The following is a 17,051-nucleotide window of genomic DNA, read 5'->3' on the forward strand; positions in this document are numbered from 1 at the left end:
TTCGGATCAGCCCGGATCCGCGACGTCCGGCACGGCACGGCACCTCGCCGCGTTGTCGGACCACCCGAGTACGCCCGGCCCGCGGGTGATCCTCCGCCGTCCGACGCACCGCACCGGACGCCGCGGCCCGATCCGACCTGATCCGAACGAAACCCCCCGGCCGCCCGGACCCCCGTCCGTGCCCTGCCTTGGCCTGTCGGGGTGAACACCACCGGGCAGCGCCCCGAAATCGTACGAACATCGGCCCGTCCCGCAGACGATGATCGCCGGCGGGACGGGCCGGTCTCCGCCCTCGACACTCACGCACCGAGGTGGAGACATGCGCGTCAGGCGCGGACCACGGGCCGGACGACGGCTGCTCGCCCTGCTGACGAGCGGTCTCCTGCTGGGCCTGGGCGCGCCCTCGCCGGCACAGGCCGCGGAGCCGGCCCGGGGCGACACCCCGCCCGCGCCCACCGTCGGCGCACCCTCTCGTGCCGCCACCACGCCCACCGTCGGCGCACCCTCTCGTGCCGCCACCACGCCCACCGTCAGCGCACCCTCCCGTACAGGCACCGCGCCCGCCCAGGCAGCGACCGTGGGCACCCGCGCCGCCGATGCGACCACGGTCTCGGTCGACAACCTGCGCACCGGCTGGGACCCGGACGAACCCGGCCTCGCTCCCTCGGAGGTGGCCGCCTCCGACTTCGGCCGGCGGTTCTCCACCGCCGTGGACGGCCAGGTCTACGCCCAGCCGCTGGTGGCCGGGAACACGGTCGTCGCGGCCACCGAGAACGCCAAGGTGTACGGCCTCGACTCGACCACCGGGAAGATCAACTGGACGAAGACCCTGGGCGACCCCTGGCCCGCCTCGGCGATCGGCTGCGGCGACCTGGTGCCCAACTTCGGGGTCACCTCGACCCCCGTGTACGACCCGGCCACCCGGACGGTCTACCTCACCGCGAAGATCAACGACGGCCCCGACACCAGCCACCCCGACTGGTACGTCCACGCGCTGGACGCGTCGACCGGCACCGAACGCAGCGGCTGGCCGGTGAAGGTGCAGGGCGCCCCGGTCAACGACCCCGGCCGCCCCTTCAACGCCTTCACCGCCGCCCAGCGCCCCGGCCTGCTCCTGATGGGCGGCTCCGTCTACGCCGCCTTCGCCTCGCACTGCGACATCGGCCCCTACGTCGGCTATGTGCTGGGCGTCAACACCACCAGCCGCGCCACCACCCTGTGGGCGAGCGAGGACTCGTCCGCCAACGGCATGGCCGGCATCTGGATGAGCGGTGGCGGCCTGGTCTCCGACGGTCCCGGACGGATGTTCCTGTCCACCGGGAACGGCATCTCCCCGGCGCCCGGCCCCGGTTCCAACCCCCCGGGCCAGCTCGCCGAATCCGTGGTCCGTCTCGGCGTCAACAGCGACGGCACCATGTCCGCGCAGGACTTCTTCAGCCCCGCCAACGCCCCGACCCTCGACACGAACGACACCGACCTCGGCTCGGGCGCCCCGGTCGCCCTGCCCGGTCCGGCCTTCGGCACCAGCGGTCATCCCCGTCTCCTGGTGGAGATCGGCAAGGACGGCCGGCTCTTCCTCCTCGACCGCGACCACCTCGGCGGGCGCAGTCAGGGCCCCGGCGGCACCGACGCGGTGCTCGGCACCTTCGGCCCGTACGAGGGCGTCTGGGGACATCCGGCCGCCTACGGCGGAGAGGGCGGCCTCGTCTACACGATCGGCAGCCGGGGACCGCTGCGGGCGTTCACCTACGGCGTCAACGGCGCGGGCCTGCCCTCACTGACCAACACCGGCACCAGCTCCGGCACCTTCGGGTACACCTCGGGCTCGCCCGTGGTCACCTCCACCGGCACCACACCGGGATCGGCCCTCGTCTGGGCGATCTACTCTGACGGCTCCAACGGAGCCAACGCCCAGCTCCGCGCGTACGACGCCGTGCCGGTCAAGGGAACGCTGAATCTGCGCTTCTCCGCCCCCATCGGCACCGCGTCCAAGTTCTCCGTGCCCGCCACCGACGGCGGACGCGTCTACGTCGGCACCCGCGACGGCCATGTCATCGCCTTCGGGCGGCCGTCCACCACCGCGCTCAGCGGCGGGCCCGTCGACCTCGGCAAGGTCGCCGTGGGCGACACCGGGCAGGCCACGGCGAAGGTGACCGCCACCCAGGACGTGACCGTCACCGCGGTGAACACACCGGCCGGCAGCCAGTTCTCCGCCGCACCCACCGGGCTGCCGGTGACCCTGCACGCGGGGGACACGTACTCGGTGCCGGTGTCCTTCTCCCCGACGACGCCGGGGGCGGACAGTTCCGTGCTGACGTTCGCCACCGACGCCGGGTCGGTCGGCCTCGGCCTGACCGGCTACGGCACCCGGCCCGGTCTCACCGCCTTCCCCACCGAACTCGCCTTCGGCACCGTGGCCACCGGCACGGCCAAGACCCTCGGCGTCAGCTTCACCAACACCGGCACGGAGCCCGAGACGATCACCGGCACCGGCCCGCCCGACAGCCCGTTCGGCGCCGAGGGTCTGCCCGCCGACGGCACCGTCGTGCAACCCCAGCAGTCCGTCACGGTCCAGGTGACGTACGCCCCGACGGCCACCGGCGACGACTCGGGAAGCCTCACCGTCACCGGCGCGAACGGCACCGCGAACGTCCTTCTCACCGGCTCCGCCGTGACCGGACAGGCACATCTGACGGTCACTCCGACGTCCACCGACTTCGGCAGTGTCGCGGTCGGCAAGTCGGTCACCAAGACCTTCGACATCAGCAACACCGGCAACATCCCGCTCACCATCACCAAGGCGGCGCCGCCCGCGGCACCGTTCCATGTGACGAACCCGCTCAGCGAAGGCCAGGTGATCGGCCCGGAGGACGTGATCCACCAGTCCGTCACCTTCTCCCCGACCGCGGTCGGGGCGGCCTCCGGCACGTACCAGATCACCTCCGACGACGGGCGCGGACCGCAGAACGAGACGGTCAAGGGCACGGGCACCGCACCCGGCCGGGTCACCGTGCCGGCACCCGGCGCGGGCGGCTGGCGGCTCAACGGCTCCGCCCGCCTGTCGGGCAACGACCTGCAACTCACCCAGACCGGCGCCCACCAGGCGGGCTCGGGCGTCTTCCCCGTCCCGGTGGCCACCGACGGGCTCAAGGCGGCGTTCACCACCGTCATCGGCGGCGGCAGCGGCGCCGACGGCCTCACCTTCGGCCTGCTCGATCCCGCCAAGGCCACCCCCACCGCCCTGGGCACCGACGGCGGCGGCCTCGGCTGGGCGGGCAGGCCGGGCGTGGCCATCACCTTCGACACCTTCCGCAACCCGGGCGACCCGTCCGCGAACTTCGTCGGCATCACCGCCGCCACCAGCGGCGGCACCCTCACCTACGCGGCGACCGCCACGAACGTGCCCGACCTGCGCTCGGGCCCGCACGCCGTCTCCGTCTCCGTCGCCGGGAAGACCCTCACCGTCTCCGTGGACGGCGTCCGGCTGCTCACGACGACGGTCGCCTCACTGCCCCCGACAGCCCTGCTGGCCTTCACCGGCGCCAACGGCGGGAAGACCGACATCCACACCGTCCGGGACGCGGTGATCACCGCCACCTCCTACGCGGTACCGCCGCCCGGGCCCAACGGCTGGACCCTGAACGGCTCCGCCGCGTTGTCCGGCACCGACCTCGTGCTCACGAAGACCGCGCAGAACACCAAGGGATCCGGGATCCAGGGCACCGCCGTACCGTCGGCGCGGCTGAAGGCAAGCTTCACCGCGACCATCGGCGGCGGCACCGGCGCGGACGGCCTGGCCTTCATGCTGCTCGACGCGTCCAAGGCGAAGCCCACGGCGCTGGGCGGGGGAGGGGGCGGCCTCGGCTACGCGGGACTGCCGGGCATCGCGGTCACCCTGGACACCTTCCGCAACACCGGCGACCCGTCGGCCAACTTCGTGGGCGTGGCCACCGGAGGGACGGGCGCGCCGTTCACGTACGCCGCCACCTCGACCGCCGTGCCCGGCCTGCGCTCCGGCCGGCACGTCGTCGACGTGAGCGTCACGACCGCCGGGCACCTGCTGGTGAGCGTGGACGGAACACAGGTCATCGACACCGCGGTGAAGCTGCCGCAGAACGTGCTGACCGGGTTCGGCGGCGCCAACGGCGGCCGCACGGACAACCACACGGTCAACGGAGTCAAGATCACCTACTGAAATTGCGGCCGGGACGACCGCCGAGGCCCGTGCGGCACGTGCGACAGGTCCCGAGGCCGCGACAGAGCGAGGAGAGCATCATGCGTCGACCGGTCACCCCCCTGCTGGCCGCGGTGGCGTTCGCGTCCTGCTTCGGCCTGCCCTACCCCGCGATGGCGGCGCCCGAGCCGCCCCGGCTGACCGTCATGGTCGCCGAGACCGACACGATGGGGCGCGTGCTGACGGACCCGAACGGCCGTACGCTCTACCGCTTCGACCCGGAGGGCTCCGGAACCGTCACCTGTGTGGGCCCCTGCACGGACACCCGCAAGCCGTTGCTCAGCCCGCCCGGCGTCGAACTCCGCCTGCCGCCCGGCATCGCCGGGACGCTGGGCACGGTCCCCCGGCCCGACGGAGGGAACCAGGTGACGTACGACGGCTTCCCGCTGTACTGGTACACCGACGACGTCCAGCCGGCCGACACCAACGGGGTCGACCTGTTCTGGCACGTCATCAACCCTCGGAACGCGCCGGTGCCGGCCGGGAAGCGGAGCTGACCGACAGCGCGAGCACCCTGGTGGCGGGCCGGTCCATGCCGGCGTTCCGGTCGTCGCGGCCCGCCCCGGCGCCGCGGTCCGCCGCCGCGGGCGTCCGGCCGCCCCGGCGCCACAGCCACACGACGTCCCGGCCGAACGACCACACGAGCAGCGCCAGGGCCAGCAGCACCGCCGCCGCGGCCGCCGCGCGCGGCAGGATCCCGGCGCCCGCGACGAGCAGCACGATCCCCTGCATGGCGGCGACCGTCTTGCGCGCCATGCTCGGCGGCAGCGCGGCGTTCAGCCAGGGCAGCACCCGGGCCGCGGCGACGAACGCGTAGCGCATCGTGCCGATCAGCAGCACCCACGGGCCGAGCGACATCGCGACGTACACGCTCAGCACCAGGATCAGGAACGCGTCGACCTCCATGTCGAAGCGGGCACCGAGGGCGGAGGAGGTGCCGGTGCGCCGGGCCACCTTGCCGTCGACGCCGTCGAGGATCAGCGCGACCGCCGTCAGACCGACCAGCAGGCTCACCGGGGGAGAGCTCTGGAACGAGTCGGCGACCAGCGCGGTGACCCCGCCCACCAGGATCGCGCGGCCCAGCGTCACCCGGTTGGCCGGACCGAAGGAGCGCGGTCGTGAACGGCGCAGGGCCCGGGTCAGCACCGCCCAGGTGGCGATCGCGAAGGCCAGACCGGTGAGCCAGCCCGCGGGCCCCATACCGATCGCCGTGCCCAGCAGAGCCAGCAGCACGAGCTGCACACCGGCTCCCACGATGGTCTCCTGCTGGGGAAGCCTCGCGTCGTACGTGTTGTTCAGGGCCACCGCACATCCTCCGGCCGTATGACAGAGTCGATCAACGCCGCGTACAGTGCGCGGCTTGTCACCGCTCCGTACGTGAAGATCTGCTGAATCGTTCAGGGGGACGCTCATGGAACTCACAGCCCGGGCCTTCTGGCTCGGTTCTCCCGGACACGGCGAGATCCGCGAAGTCACCGTGCCCGCGCCCCGCGAGGGGCAGGTGCGGGTGCGCGCGCTCTACTCCGGGGTGAGCCGGGGCACCGAGACCCTCGTCTTCCGCGGCGGCGTTCCGGAAAGCCAGCATGCTTCGATGCGTGCACCGTTCCAGGAGGGGAATTTCCCCGCGCCGGTCAAGTACGGCTATCTGAGCGTCGGCCAGGTGGAGGAAGGACCCGAGTCGCTGCTCGGCCGGACCGTCTTCTGCCTGTATCCGCACCAGACGCACTACGTCGTCCCGGTGGAGGCGGTGACCGTCGTACCGGACACCGTGCCCGCCCCGCGCGCCGTGCTCGCCGGGACCGTGGAGACCGCGGTGAACGCGCTGTGGGACGCGGCTCCGCTGGTCGGCGACCGGATCGCCGTGGTGGGCGGCGGCATGGTCGGCTGCTCGGTCGCCGCGCTGCTCGCCCGCTTCCCCGGCGTACGGGTGCAGCTCGTCGACGCCGACCCGTCGCGGGCGGACATCGCCCGGGCGCTCGGCGTCGACTTCGCGCTGCCCGGGGACGCCGCCGGTGAATGCGACCTCGTCGTGCACGCCAGCGCCACCGAGGCCGGGCTCACCCGGTCCCTGGAACTCCTCACCGACGAGGGGACCGTGCTCGAACTGAGCTGGTACGGCGACCGGCGCGTCAGCCTGCCGCTCGGCGAGGCCTTCCACTCGCGCCGCCTGGTCGTCCGCAGCAGCCAGGTCGGCTCCGTCTCCCCGGCCCGCCGCGCCGGCAGGACGTACGCCGACCGGCTCGCGCTCGCCCTGGAACTGCTCGCCGAGCCGGCGTTCGACGCGCTCGTCACCGGCGAGTGCGCCTTCGGTGAACTCCCCGACGTCATGGCGAAGCTCGCCGCCGGATCCATACCCGGCCTGTGCCACCGCGTGGTCTACGACGACGTTTGAGCCCGCGGCAAGCTGCCTGACCTCCGAGGACTCCGAAGAAAGGGGAACGGGCGGCTGAACAAGGAGAACCAGGCAGCCGTACTACACGACGTGCCCCGGCAGGGGATCAGACGCACCGCACCTGGAGGGTCGTCCGTTGTTCAGCATCACCGTCCGCGATCACCTGATGATCGCCCACAGCTTCCGTGGCGAGGTCTTCGGCCCCGCGCAGCGCCTGCATGGGGCGACGTTCCTGGTGGACGCCACCTTCCGTCGCGCCGAGCTGGACGACGACAACATCGTCGTCGACATCGGACTGGCCACGCAGGAACTCGGCGCCGTCGTGAGCGAACTGAACTACCGCAACCTCGACAACGAAGCCGACTTCAAGGACACCAACACCTCGACGGAGTTCCTGGCCAAGGTCATCGCCGACCGGCTCGCCGACCGCGTGCACGCCGGGGCCCTGGGCGAGGGCGCCCACGGCCTGTCCGGCATCACCGTCACCCTGCACGAGTCGCACATCGCCTGGGCGAGTTACGAGCGTGCGCTGTGACCGACACGACCCTCGACCAGGCCATCCCGAACCGGGGCCCGGCGTCCGGGCCCAGGGACCAGATGTCCCTGACCTACCGGCCCGTGCGGCACACGGCACTCAAGAACGCCGAGATCATCCCCATGTCCCTGCGCTCCGTGCACTTCGTCATGCCGGGCGGTGTCGACGACCCGGCCGCGCCGAGCGGCGGCAACGCCTACGACCGCCGGCTCTGCCTGGACCTGCCCGGCTTCGGCTGGCAGGTGCACCGGCACGCCGTGCCGGGCGACTGGCCCCGGCCCGGGGCAGCCGCCCGCACCGAACTCGCCCGGACACTGGCCGAGTTCCCGGACGGCACCGTCGTCCTGCTGGACGGCCTGGTCGCCTGCGGTGTCCCCGAGATCGTCGTGCCCGAGGCCGAACGGCTGCGCCTCGCGGTGCTGGTGCACCTGCCGCTCGGCGACGAGACCGGGCTGCCGCCGGCGGTCGCCGCGGAGCTCGACGCCCTCGAACGCGCGACGCTGCGAGCCGTACCGGCCGTCGTCGCCACCAGCGACTGGGCCGTACGCCGCCTCGTCTCCCACCACGGCCTCGCCCCGGACCGCGTCCATGTCGCGGCGCCCGGCGCCGACATCGCGCCGCTCGCACCCGGCACCGACGGAGTCTCCCGCCTGCTGTGCGTCGCCGCCGTCACCCCGCGCAAGGGACAGCACCGGCTGATCGAGGCCCTCGCGACCGTCACCGACCTGCCCTGGAGCTGCGTCTGCGTCGGGGGACTCACCCAGGACCCGGCGTACGTCGCCCGACTGCGCGCCCTGATCGAGAGGCACGGCCTCGGCGACCGACTGCACCTCGCGGGACCGCAGGCCGGCGCGGAACTCGACGCGAGCTACGCCGCCGCCGACCTGATGGTCCTCACCTCCTACGCGGAGACCTACGGCATGGCCGTCACCGAGGCGCTCGCCCGCGGGATCCCCGTACTGGCGACCGATGTCGGCGGCCTTCCCGAAGCGGTCGGACGCGCACCCGACGGCGGGGTGCCCGGAATCCTGGTACCGCCGGAGGACCCGGCGGCGCTCGCCGTGGAACTGCGCGGCTGGTTCGGCGAGGCCGACGTGCGCCGCCGGCTGAAGGCCGCCGCCCGCAGCCGGCGCGCCGCGCTCGACGGCTGGGCCGCCACGGCCCGCAGTCTCGCCGGCGTGCTGTCCCGGCTGCCCAGGGAACCCCGGAGGGCGGCATGAGCACGGCGACGAGCCCCGCGGGGGCTCCCGAACCGGGCACGGCCGTGCCCGGGGTGCCTCAGACGACGGGGAGGACCGCTGTGCCCGGTCAGCGCGCGCGTACGGCCGACGCCGACGACGTGACTCGATACGCACCGCAGTGGCTCCGATTGCGGGAGGGGGCCGACGCCTCGGCGCGGGCGCACGACCTGCTCGACCCGCTGCGCATCCGGCTCGCGAACCGGCCGGGGCGCGGCGACCTGGTGGTGCACGACCTCGGCTGCGGCACCGGCTCCATGGGCCGCTGGCTCGCTCCCCGGATCGACGGCGCCCAGCACTGGGTGCTCCACGACCGCGACCCCTACCTGCTGCACTTCGCCACCGCCGGAGCGCCCCGCGCGGCGGCCGACGGCAGCCATGTCTCGGTCACCACGCAGCGCGGCGACATCGGCCGGCTCACCGCGGACGCGCTCGAAGGCGCCTCGCTGGTGACGGCCTCCGCCCTGCTGGACGTGCTGACCGCCGACGAGATCGACCGGCTCGCCGCGGCCTGCGCCGGCGCCGGCGTCCCCGCCCTGCTGACGCTGTCCGTCGTCGGACGGGTCGAACTCACGCCCGCCGACCCGCTCGACGCCGAGATCGCCGAGGCGTTCAACGCCCACCAGCGCCGTGACGAACTGACCGGCCCGGACGCCGTCACGACGGCCTGCGAAGCCTTCGGGCGGTACGGCGCGACGGTACGGGTGCACCCGAGCCCCTGGCGGCTCGGCCCCGACGACGCCGAGCTCGCCCAGGAGTGGCTGCGCGGCTGGGTCGGCGCGGCCGTCGAACAGCGTCCCGACCTGGCACCCCGGGCGGAGTCGTATCTGACGTCTCGCCTGGAAGCCTGTGCGGCGGGCGAGTTGAGGGCGGTGGTCCACCACAGCGACCTCCTGGCGCTGCCGGGCGGTGCGCGGTGAGCGCCGGACTGGAGTCGGTGGGGATCGAGGCGATAGCCGACCGGACCCGCGTCAAGGAGGCCCGCGCGGAGCTGATCCGCGCCCGTCGCGAGGCGCTCGGTGAGCACGCCGGTGCCGATGTCGTCCCGATCCGCGCCGGTGTCGACGTCCCGGAGGGCGGCGCGGCGAACGAGGCACCGGGCGACGGCGGCCGCGGGGCCCTGCGGCGGCGCGGAGTTCCGGCCGCCGTCCGCGCCCGCCTCGGCTCCCCCCGGATACGTACGCACCTCGGCACGACGGCCGGAGTCGTCATCCTCGCCGTGCTGCTCTGGCGACTCGGGACCGGCGTCTTCCTGGACGGACTGCGGCGGATCGACGCGACGACGCTGCTCGTCGCACTCGGAATCGGCCTGCTCACCACGGTGTTGAGCGCCTGGCGCTGGTCCGTGGTGGCACGCGCGCTGCGCATCCGGCTCCCGCTGGGCGCGGCCGTCGCCGACTACTACCGCGCCCTGTTCCTGAACGCGGCGCTGCCCGGCGGAGTCCTCGGCGACGTGCATCGCGCCGTACGGCACGGGCAGAGCGCCGGGGACATCGGCCGCGGCGTGCGGGCGGTCGTCCTCGAACGGACCGCCGGACAGCTGGTGCTGGTGGCCGTGGGAGCGGCGGTGCTGGCCACGCAGCCGTCCCCCGTCCTCACGCAGACCCGACGGCTGGCACTGCTGCTGGCGATCGTCTCCGTGTGCGGTGCGGTGGCCGTCGGCGCCGTGCGCAGGCGCCGGGCGTCCGGTCGCACCGAGCGGTTCCGGGCCGCCCGCACGACCCTGGCTCAGGCGCGGGACGCCCTGCTCGCCCGGGGAAGCTGGCCCGGCGTGCTGCTCTCGTCCCTCGCCGTGCTCGCCGGGCACGTGGCCATGTTCGTGGTGGCCGCCCGGGTCGCCGGATCCGGGGCGTCCACCGTCCGGCTGGTGCCGCTGGCGCTGCTGGCCCTGCTCGCCATGGGCCTGCCGCTGAACGTCGGCGGCTGGGGCCCCAGGGAGGGCGTCACCGCGTGGGCGTTCGGGGCCGCCGGGCTCGGCGCGAGCATGGGCCTGACCGTCGCCGTGGTCTACGGAGTGCTCAGCTTCGCGGCGAGCCTGCCGGGCCTCGTCGTCCTGGTCGTCCGGTGGGCCGCCGCCCTCCGGCGCCCCCGGGAGGAGAGCGCAGGAGGGCGCGACCGATGCCGACGATCAACCACCGCTCACGGCCCGTCGACCGCCGAAGTCCCGTCCGCCGGAGCCTCTTCGCCGAAGGACGCCGTCGGCGAGGTCAGCAGCGAGAAATACGCTCCGAACGCGTCGGTCAGCGCGGCCAGTATTTCCTTCCCCTTCTCGGCAGAAGCCAGCGAAGGACGGCCGATGACACCGGAATCGGTATAGGCGGACATCCCGAGGGTGAGCAGATGCCGCCGGTCGTCCGCGAGGAAATCCGAGGATGCGTAACCGTCCCGCACGCATTCCGGATGGGCGTGCAGAAGAATGGAGGTCTCGATTTCTCCCGCGTGCATGTCGCTGAGCAACGAGGTCTGTACACCGGCCCGTTCACGCGCGGCCTCCCAGTCCTCCACGGCCGGGAAAAGCGCCATGCGGGTACCGGTGCCGGCGGATTCCTGGACGACATTGCCGAGGACGTAGTTCCCGCCGTGTCCGTTCACCACCACCAGGGTGTCGACGCCGGAACGGCGCAGCGATTCGGCGATGTCCCGGACCATCGCGTGCAGGGTGACCGCGGAGATGCTGACGGTCCCGGGCCAGGCGGAGTGCTCGTGCGAGCAGGAGATCGTCACCGGAGGAAGGAGATGGACCGGATAGGCGGCGGCAACCTCCCGCGCCACGGCGCACGCGACGAGCGTGTCGGTGGCCAACGGCAGGAACCGGCCGTGCTGTTCGAAGCTGCCGACGGGAAGAACGGCGACCTGACGGGTGACACCGGCCCCCCGTTCCTTCACGTCCTGGGTGGTGTCCAGCGGCAACAGACCGGATACCGTCGAGCGCGTTCCCGAACCACTCATATTTCCACGGCCCTTTCGACTCTGCTTAGGAACCAGATCATGACAGACAACTTTGGCGTACTCGACGGGAATGCCCCTCTCTCAGGTGTCGAACGAGCCGTGATTGCCCCGTTGCCCACCAAGTACGGCGATTTCCAGGCCGTCGGCTACTTCGACCACGACCGCGGTGAAGAACAAGTCGCCCTCGTGTACGGGGACTTGGCCTCCCTGAAGAAAGGGGACGTGCTGACGCGGCTCCACTCGGAGTGCCTGACCGGAGACGCCTTCGGGTCGACCCACTGCGAGTGCGGCCCCCAACTCGGCGCCGCGCTGCGCGCCATCGTCGCCGAGGGCCGCGGCGTCCTCGTCTATCTGCGCGGCCACGAGGGGCGCGGGATAGGCCTGATCGGCAAACTCCGCGCGATGAAGCTCCAGGCCGAGGGGCTGGACACCGTCGAGGCGAACCTCGCCCTCGGCTTCCCGGTGGACGCCCGCGACTACCGGGTGGCGGCGGACGTCCTGCACGACCTCGGGGTGCGCTCGGTGCGCCTGCTGTCGAACAACCCCCGCAAGCGGGAGGCCCTGGTGCGGCACGGCATCGAGGTCGCCGAGCAGGTCCCCCTGCTGATCCCGCCGTGCGAGGAGAACCTCGCCTATCTGCTGACCAAGCGGGAGCGCCTCGACCACTACCTGCCCCACCTTGACGGGGACGGCTGGGCGGACGCGATCTTTTGCGGATCGGCGAAGACGGTTATCACTGAGGAATGACCGAACACGCCGAGGACGACATCGACGAGGCGGGCCCGCTGTACCTGTCCCGTGCGCGGGTGACCCGGCTGCTGGACCCCGGCGCGGCGATCGCCTCGCAGCGGGCGGCCTTCACCGCGCTCGGTGACGGCACCGCGGAGCTGCCTGGCAAGATCATGCACCCCAGCCGCTTCGACGACAGCGTCGTCTTCGCGTATCTGGCGCGGCTGTCCGCCGGCACCGGGGCCGTCGCCAAGATCGGCAGCGTCAACCCGGGCAACGCGGCGGCCGGACGGCCCACCGTGCACGCGGTGATCACCGTGCTCGACCCGGTCACCGGTCAGCTCGTCGCCGTCATGGACGGCACCGCGGTGACGACGCTGCGCACCGCCGCGGCCTCCGCCGTCGCCTTCGACGTGCTGGCCCACCGCGACGCCACGGAGCTCGGGATCCTCGGCTCGGGCACCCAGGCCCTCGCCCACGCCCGGGCCGTCGCGCAGGTCCGGGACCTGCGGTCCGTACGGCTGTGGAGTCCGCACCCGGGACGCCGGGAGGCCGCCGCCCGGGACCTCGCGGCCGAGCTGGGCATCCTCGTCGAGGCCGTCGACTCGGCCGAGGGGGCCGTGGCCGGTCTGCCGATGGTGGCGGCCTGCACCCTCAGCGCCACGCCCGTCGTGCGGGGCGCACGGCTGGCGGCGGGCTGCACGGTCGTCAGCGTCGGGTCCTTCGAACCCACCCGCAGCGAGGTCGACGCGGACGTGCTGCGACGGGCCGCCGCGGTCGTCGTCGACGATCCCGGCACCGCGGCGGAACACGCCGGGCCGGTGGTCGGGGCGCTACGGGAGGGGTGGCTCGACCGCGAGGACCTGATCCCGCTCGGCGCCGTCCTCACCGGCCGGCGGACGGCACGCACCCGGCGCGACGACATCGTCTTCTACAACAGCGTCGGACTCGGCGTCCAGGACGCCGCCGCGGCCTGGGCCGTGATCGAGGTCGCCCGGGCCCACGGGGCACGGCCGTGAACGGGACCGCGCGCGTGGTCGTCGTCGGGGGCGGTGTGATCGGCACGAGCATCGCCTACCACCTGGCCCGCGCCGGAGTGCCGGACGTGGTGCTCGTGGAGCGCGACGAACTCGCCTCCGGGTCGACCTCGCGCGCGGCCGGCGGCGTGCGGGCGCAGTTCTCCGACGAGCTCAACATCCAGCTCGGCGCCCGCAGCCTGGAGGCGTTCGCCCGCTTCGCGGAGGAGCCGGGCCACGACATCGGACTGCACCGCGTCGGCTATCTGTTCCTGCTCTCCACGCCCGAGGAGGTGGAGGCGTTCCGGGCCGGGGTGCGGCTGCAGAACGCGCTCGGCGTGCCCAGCCGGCTGATCGACCCGGCGGAGGCGCGCCGGCTGTCCCCGCTGATCAGCACCGACGGGCTGCTGGCCGCGGCCTTCTCGCCGGACGACGGGCACTGCACACCCGAGGCGGTGGTCCAGGGGTACGCGGCCGGGGCCCGCCGCCACGGCGCGACCCTGCTGCGGCACTGCGAGGTCACCGGCATCGAGACGCACGGCGACAGCGTCACCGCCGTGCTCACCGACCTCGGGCGGATCGCCACCGACACGGTGGTGTGCGCCGCGGGCGCCTGGTCACGGGGCATCGGCGCGATGGCCGGCGTGGATCTCCCGGTCGAGCCGCTGCGCCGTCAGATCGCCGTCACCGAACCCGTCCCCGGCCTGCCCCCCGGCCTGCCCATGACCATCGACTTCGCCAGCAGTCTCTACTTCCACGCGGAGGGCCCCGGCCTCCTCCTCGGCATGTCCGACCCGGACGAGACGCCCGGCTTCTCGATCCGGACGCACGACCGCTGGATCCCCCGCCTGTACGAGGCCATGCGGCACCGGGCTCCGGCTCTGCTCGACCTGCGCAGGACGGGCGGCTGGGCGGGCCTGTACGAGGTCACGCCGGACCACAACGCGCTGATCGGCGAGGCACGTTCGCTCTCCCGCTTCCTGTACGCGACCGGGTTCTCGGGCCACGGCTTCCTGCAAGGGCCGGCCGTCGGCGAGGTCGTCCGCGACCTGTACCTCGGCCGTGCCCCCTTCGTCGACGTCGGCCCGCTGAGCGCCGACCGGTTCGCCGCGGACGCCCCGCGCCGCGAGGTCAACGTCGTCTGACCGTGCCGCCGCACCGGGCGCTCGGCATGGCCGTGCGGGCCACGTGTCAGTCCAGGACCGCTTCGTGCACGAGCCGCTTCAGCTCGGGGAACAGCGGGTTCGAGCCCGCCGGGCGGACCTGGCTCAGGAACTGCACGGTCAGGTCGCGGCGCGGGTCCACCCAGAACGTCGTGGTGGCGACCCCGCTCCAGCCGAACGCGCCTTCGGAGGACGGGGACCGGGTGATCCCGGGGTCCACCACGACCGAGACACCGAGCCCGAACCCCAGGCCCGCGTTGCCGGGTTCCTGGTGGACGGGGGCGCCGAAGGTGCGTCGGTCGGCATTGCCCGGCAGGTGGTTGGAGACCATCAGGTCCACGGTCCCGGGGGCGAGCAGCCGTACTCCGTCGAGTTCGCCGCGGCGGCGCAGCATCTCCATGAAGCGGTGGTAGTCGTACGCCGTGGCGACCAGGCCGCCGCTGCCGGACAGGAAGCGGGGGCGGCCGTGCAGCGGGAGACCGGGGACCGGCGTGATCCCTCCGTCGCCGCCCTCCCCGTAGAGCTGGGCGAGCCGGCCGGACTGCTCGTCCGTGACCTGGAAGCCCGTGTCGGTCATCCCGAGCGGGCGGAAGATCCGTTCGGCGAGGAAGGTGTCGAGGCCGACACCGGACACCACCTCGACGACGCGGCCGACGACATTGGTGGCGACCGAGTAGTTCCACCCGGTGCCCGGCTCGAACTGGAGCGGCAGCCCGGCGTACACGTCGACGGTCTCGGCCAGGTCCGCGCCGGGCGGCACCGACGGGGTCAGTCCGGCGTCCCGGTAGAGCGCGTCGACGGGGTGGGCGTGGTAGAAGCCGAAGGTCAGCCCGGCGGTGTGGGTCAGCAGATGGCGCAGCAGCACGGGTTGTCGCGCGGGGCGGGTCCGGGTGCCGGGGCCGGACCCGTCGACGTACACCCGCATGTCGGCGAAGGACGGGACGAAGTCCGCCACCGGGTCGTCGAGACGCAGGCGCCCTTCGTCCAGGAGCATCAGCGCGGCCACCGTCGTGACCGGTTTGGTCATGGAGTAGATCCGCCACAGGGTGTCGTCCTCCACTGGAAGTCCTGCCTCACGGTCGCGCAGGCCGTACGTGGTGAGGTGGGCGACGCGGCCGTGCCGGGCCAGTGCCACGAGACAGCCGGGCAGCCGGCCCTCGTCGACCAGCCCGGCGAAGTGCCCGTCGAGGCGGTCCAGCGCCTTGCGGTCGAGTCCGGCCTCGCCCGGCTCGACCTCCTTTCGCAGGTGTCCCATCGTTTCCCTCCGCGCCGCGGCTGTTGGCGTTCATGATCTCGTACGGACCGGTGGAGCGTGCTGTCCGCGCCGACCCCGATCGGCGGTCGTGTCCCTCTTGTGCCCCGGAAACCGCAGGGCCAGCGGCACGCCGACGGCGGACACCGCGGCGAGCACGGTCAGTGGCGGCCCCGTTTCGACGCCGGTGCCGAGCGTCATCAGCGTGGCCGCCGTCGCGACCCCGAAGGTGGGGCCCACGTTCATCGCCGTCTGCTGGAGCCCGCCCGCCACGCCCGCCGCCTCTGCCGGGACGTGCCGCACGACGACCTCCGTGGCGGTGACCATCACGGTGGCGAAGCCGGCACCCAGCAGCAGGAAGCCGACGCCGACGGACAGAGCCGTCGACGTCTCGTCGAGCCGGGAGAGCAGCAGGACTCCGAGGGTGAGCACGCCCGTCCCGGCGACGGCCGTCCGGCGGGGACCGAATCGGCGCGCGAGCATCGCGGCGACGGGGGCGCCGGCCACCATGGCCACGGCGCCCGGCAGCGCCCGCAGACTCGTCTCCAACGGGTTCAGCCCCAGGGTGCGTTGAAGGAAATAGCTGCCGACGAAGAGCGAGCCGAGCATCGCCGCCGACGCGGCTGCCAGCAGGCCGAGTGCCGGGCCGACGGCCGGCGGTCCGAGGACGCCGGGCGGCAGCAGCGGATGCGTGGCGCGGCGTTCATGGCGCACGAACACGACTGTTGCCGCCGCGCACACGGCGGCGCCGAGCACGGTCGCGGCCGGCCGGTCCGTCCCCGGAAACCCGGTCAGCGTGTGCACCAGCGCCACCAGGGCCACCGCGAGCAGGCAGGCGCCGGGCACGTCCAGACCGCCGGCCGGCGTGGTGCCGTCGCGGCGGGCCGGGGCGCGGACGGCGAGCGCCGCGACGACCGTCGCGAGCGCCGGCAGGACGTTCAGGAAGAAGACCGCCCGCCACCCGAGATGGGTGACCAGCGCCCCGCCGACGAGGGGACCGGCGGCCGCCGACAGGCCGATGGCGCTCGTCCGCAGCGCGATGGGCATGCCCAGTCGGTCCGGGGGATACGCGGCTCGCAGCATCCCGAGCGTGGCCGGCTGGAGCAGGGCCCCGAACACGCCCTGAACCACCCGCAGTGCGATCACCCAGCCGATGCCGGGTGCGGCACCGATGCCCGCCGACGCGGCGCCGAAGCCCAGGACGCCGACGGCGAAGACCCGTTGGTGGCCGTAACGGTCCCCGACGCGTCCCGCGAACACGAGCAGGCTGGCCACCGCGATGAGGTAGCCGGTGCTGGTCCACTGGGCCTCTGCGAACGAGGCGTGCAGATCGCGCTGGAGCGCGGGCTGTGCGACGGTCAGCACGGTGCCGTCCAGCGCGACGATCACGGCGCCGACGACACTGGCGGCGAGCGTGAGCCGTCGACGGCCCGGTGACACGGCCGGGTTCACGCGTCGTCCTTCCCGAAGCAGCCGCCCGGATGCTCCGGGCGGAGGCGGGCGTCCGGCCCCTCCGGGCTTTGGCGGCTGCCCGGATCGCCCG

Annotated in this window: 13 protein-coding genes and 1 pseudogene; 10 read left to right on the forward strand and 4 right to left on the reverse strand. The window is 73.4% G+C overall.

Annotated features, from left to right (window positions below; translation table 11 throughout):
• Positions 1–319 precede the first annotated feature (319 nt).
• Both ACSYGO_RS37100 and ACSYGO_RS37105 read left to right on the forward strand, forming a co-directional pair.
• The gene (locus ACSYGO_RS37100; protein WP_460389285.1) at positions 320–4,195 is read left to right on the forward strand and encodes a choice-of-anchor D domain-containing protein; all 3,876 of its coding nucleotides are present in this window, start codon (positions 320–322) and stop codon (positions 4,193–4,195) included.
• An 80-nt stretch (positions 4,196–4,275) separates the two neighbouring features.
• On the forward strand, positions 4,276–4,731 hold the full coding sequence (locus ACSYGO_RS37105) for a COG4315 family predicted lipoprotein (protein ID WP_345648814.1): 456 nt from the start codon (positions 4,276–4,278) through the stop codon (positions 4,729–4,731).
• Here ACSYGO_RS37105 and ACSYGO_RS37110 read toward each other — a convergent pair.
• On the reverse strand, positions 4,688–5,539 hold the full coding sequence (locus ACSYGO_RS37110; RefSeq protein ID WP_426681586.1) for a CDP-alcohol phosphatidyltransferase family protein: 852 nt from the start codon (positions 5,537–5,539) through the stop codon (positions 4,688–4,690). The two genes, ACSYGO_RS37105 and ACSYGO_RS37110, sit on opposite strands and share 44 nt — an antisense overlap.
• A 106-nt stretch (positions 5,540–5,645) precedes the next feature.
• Between ACSYGO_RS37110 and ACSYGO_RS37115 the strand changes: the two genes are divergently transcribed.
• The 5 genes and pseudogenes from ACSYGO_RS37115 to ACSYGO_RS37135 all read left to right on the forward strand — a co-directional run.
• The gene (locus ACSYGO_RS37115) at positions 5,646–6,626 is read left to right on the forward strand and encodes a zinc-dependent alcohol dehydrogenase (protein ID WP_432174066.1); all 981 of its coding nucleotides are present in this window, start codon (positions 5,646–5,648) and stop codon (positions 6,624–6,626) included.
• Between the two features lie 136 nt (positions 6,627–6,762).
• The gene (locus tag ACSYGO_RS37120) at positions 6,763–7,161 is read left to right on the forward strand and encodes a 6-pyruvoyl trahydropterin synthase family protein (RefSeq protein ID WP_028805644.1); all 399 of its coding nucleotides are present in this window, start codon (positions 6,763–6,765) and stop codon (positions 7,159–7,161) included.
• Positions 7,158–8,381: a glycosyltransferase family 4 protein gene (locus ACSYGO_RS37125; RefSeq protein WP_426681584.1), complete on the forward strand. Its 1,224-nt coding sequence runs from the start codon at positions 7,158–7,160 to the stop codon at positions 8,379–8,381. The genes ACSYGO_RS37120 and ACSYGO_RS37125 overlap by 4 nt, the downstream gene beginning before the upstream one ends.
• A complete protein-coding gene (locus ACSYGO_RS37130) occupies positions 8,378–9,319 on the forward strand; it encodes a methyltransferase domain-containing protein (protein ID WP_435228503.1) in 942 nt (313 codons plus the stop codon). The genes ACSYGO_RS37125 and ACSYGO_RS37130 overlap by 4 nt, the downstream gene beginning before the upstream one ends.
• A 299-nt stretch (positions 9,320–9,618) precedes the next feature.
• Positions 9,619–10,377, forward strand: a pseudogene (locus ACSYGO_RS37135) (lysylphosphatidylglycerol synthase transmembrane domain-containing protein); the annotation flags it as partial.
• Positions 10,378–10,538: 161 nt separating this feature from the next.
• On the opposite strand, the gene ACSYGO_RS37140 reads toward ACSYGO_RS37135, so the two are convergent.
• Positions 10,539–11,348: a creatininase family protein gene (locus tag ACSYGO_RS37140; RefSeq protein ID WP_426681582.1), complete on the reverse strand. Its 810-nt coding sequence runs from the start codon at positions 11,346–11,348 to the stop codon at positions 10,539–10,541.
• A gap of 39 nt (positions 11,349–11,387) precedes the next feature.
• On the opposite strand from ACSYGO_RS37140, the gene ribA reads away from it, so the two are divergent.
• Genes ribA through ACSYGO_RS37155 form a run of 3 tightly spaced genes read left to right on the forward strand, consistent with a single transcriptional unit; the run spans position 11,388 to position 14,238 of the window.
• On the forward strand, positions 11,388–12,095 hold the full coding sequence (gene ribA, locus ACSYGO_RS37145) for a GTP cyclohydrolase II (RefSeq protein ID WP_426681581.1): 708 nt from the start codon (positions 11,388–11,390) through the stop codon (positions 12,093–12,095).
• Complete coding sequence (locus ACSYGO_RS37150; protein ID WP_460389289.1) at positions 12,092–13,096, forward strand: ornithine cyclodeaminase family protein; 1,005 nt, start codon at positions 12,092–12,094, stop codon at positions 13,094–13,096. The genes ribA and ACSYGO_RS37150 overlap by 4 nt, the downstream gene beginning before the upstream one ends.
• Positions 13,093–14,238 (forward strand): NAD(P)/FAD-dependent oxidoreductase, encoded by a 1,146-nt coding sequence (locus ACSYGO_RS37155; protein ID WP_432174064.1) that lies wholly within the window; start codon positions 13,093–13,095, stop codon positions 14,236–14,238. The genes ACSYGO_RS37150 and ACSYGO_RS37155 overlap by 4 nt, the downstream gene beginning before the upstream one ends.
• 46 nt (positions 14,239–14,284) lie before the next feature.
• Here ACSYGO_RS37155 and ACSYGO_RS37160 read toward each other — a convergent pair whose 3' ends face one another.
• Both ACSYGO_RS37160 and ACSYGO_RS37165 read right to left on the reverse strand, forming a co-directional pair.
• Entirely contained in the window at positions 14,285–15,511 is a 1,227-nt protein-coding gene (locus ACSYGO_RS37160) for a serine hydrolase domain-containing protein (protein ID WP_460389291.1), read from the reverse strand.
• A gap of 30 nt (positions 15,512–15,541) precedes the next feature.
• The gene (locus tag ACSYGO_RS37165; protein WP_460389293.1) at positions 15,542–16,960 is read right to left on the reverse strand and encodes an MFS transporter; all 1,419 of its coding nucleotides are present in this window, start codon (positions 16,958–16,960) and stop codon (positions 15,542–15,544) included.
• Between the last annotated feature and the right edge of the window lie 91 nt (positions 16,961–17,051).

This window comes from Streptomyces krungchingensis, from assembly GCF_054729265.1.

Coding starts and splice junctions, on each gene's coding strand:
- ACSYGO_RS37100 (WP_460389285.1), top strand. CDS start 320: ATGCGCGTCAGGCGCGGACCACGGGCCGGACGACGGCTGCTCGCCCTG.
- ACSYGO_RS37105 (WP_345648814.1), top strand. CDS start 4,276: ATGCGTCGACCGGTCACCCCCCTGCTGGCCGCGGTGGCGTTCGCGTCC.
- ribA (WP_426681581.1), top strand. CDS start 11,388: ATGACAGACAACTTTGGCGTACTCGACGGGAATGCCCCTCTCTCAGGT.
- ACSYGO_RS37130 (WP_435228503.1), top strand. CDS start 8,378: ATGAGCACGGCGACGAGCCCCGCGGGGGCTCCCGAACCGGGCACGGCC.
- ACSYGO_RS37140 (WP_426681582.1), bottom strand. CDS start 11,348: ATGAGTGGTTCGGGAACGCGCTCGACGGTATCCGGTCTGTTGCCGCTG.
- ACSYGO_RS37115 (WP_432174066.1), top strand. CDS start 5,646: ATGGAACTCACAGCCCGGGCCTTCTGGCTCGGTTCTCCCGGACACGGC.
- ACSYGO_RS37160 (WP_460389291.1), bottom strand. CDS start 15,511: ATGGGACACCTGCGAAAGGAGGTCGAGCCGGGCGAGGCCGGACTCGAC.
- ACSYGO_RS37150 (WP_460389289.1), top strand. CDS start 12,092: ATGACCGAACACGCCGAGGACGACATCGACGAGGCGGGCCCGCTGTAC.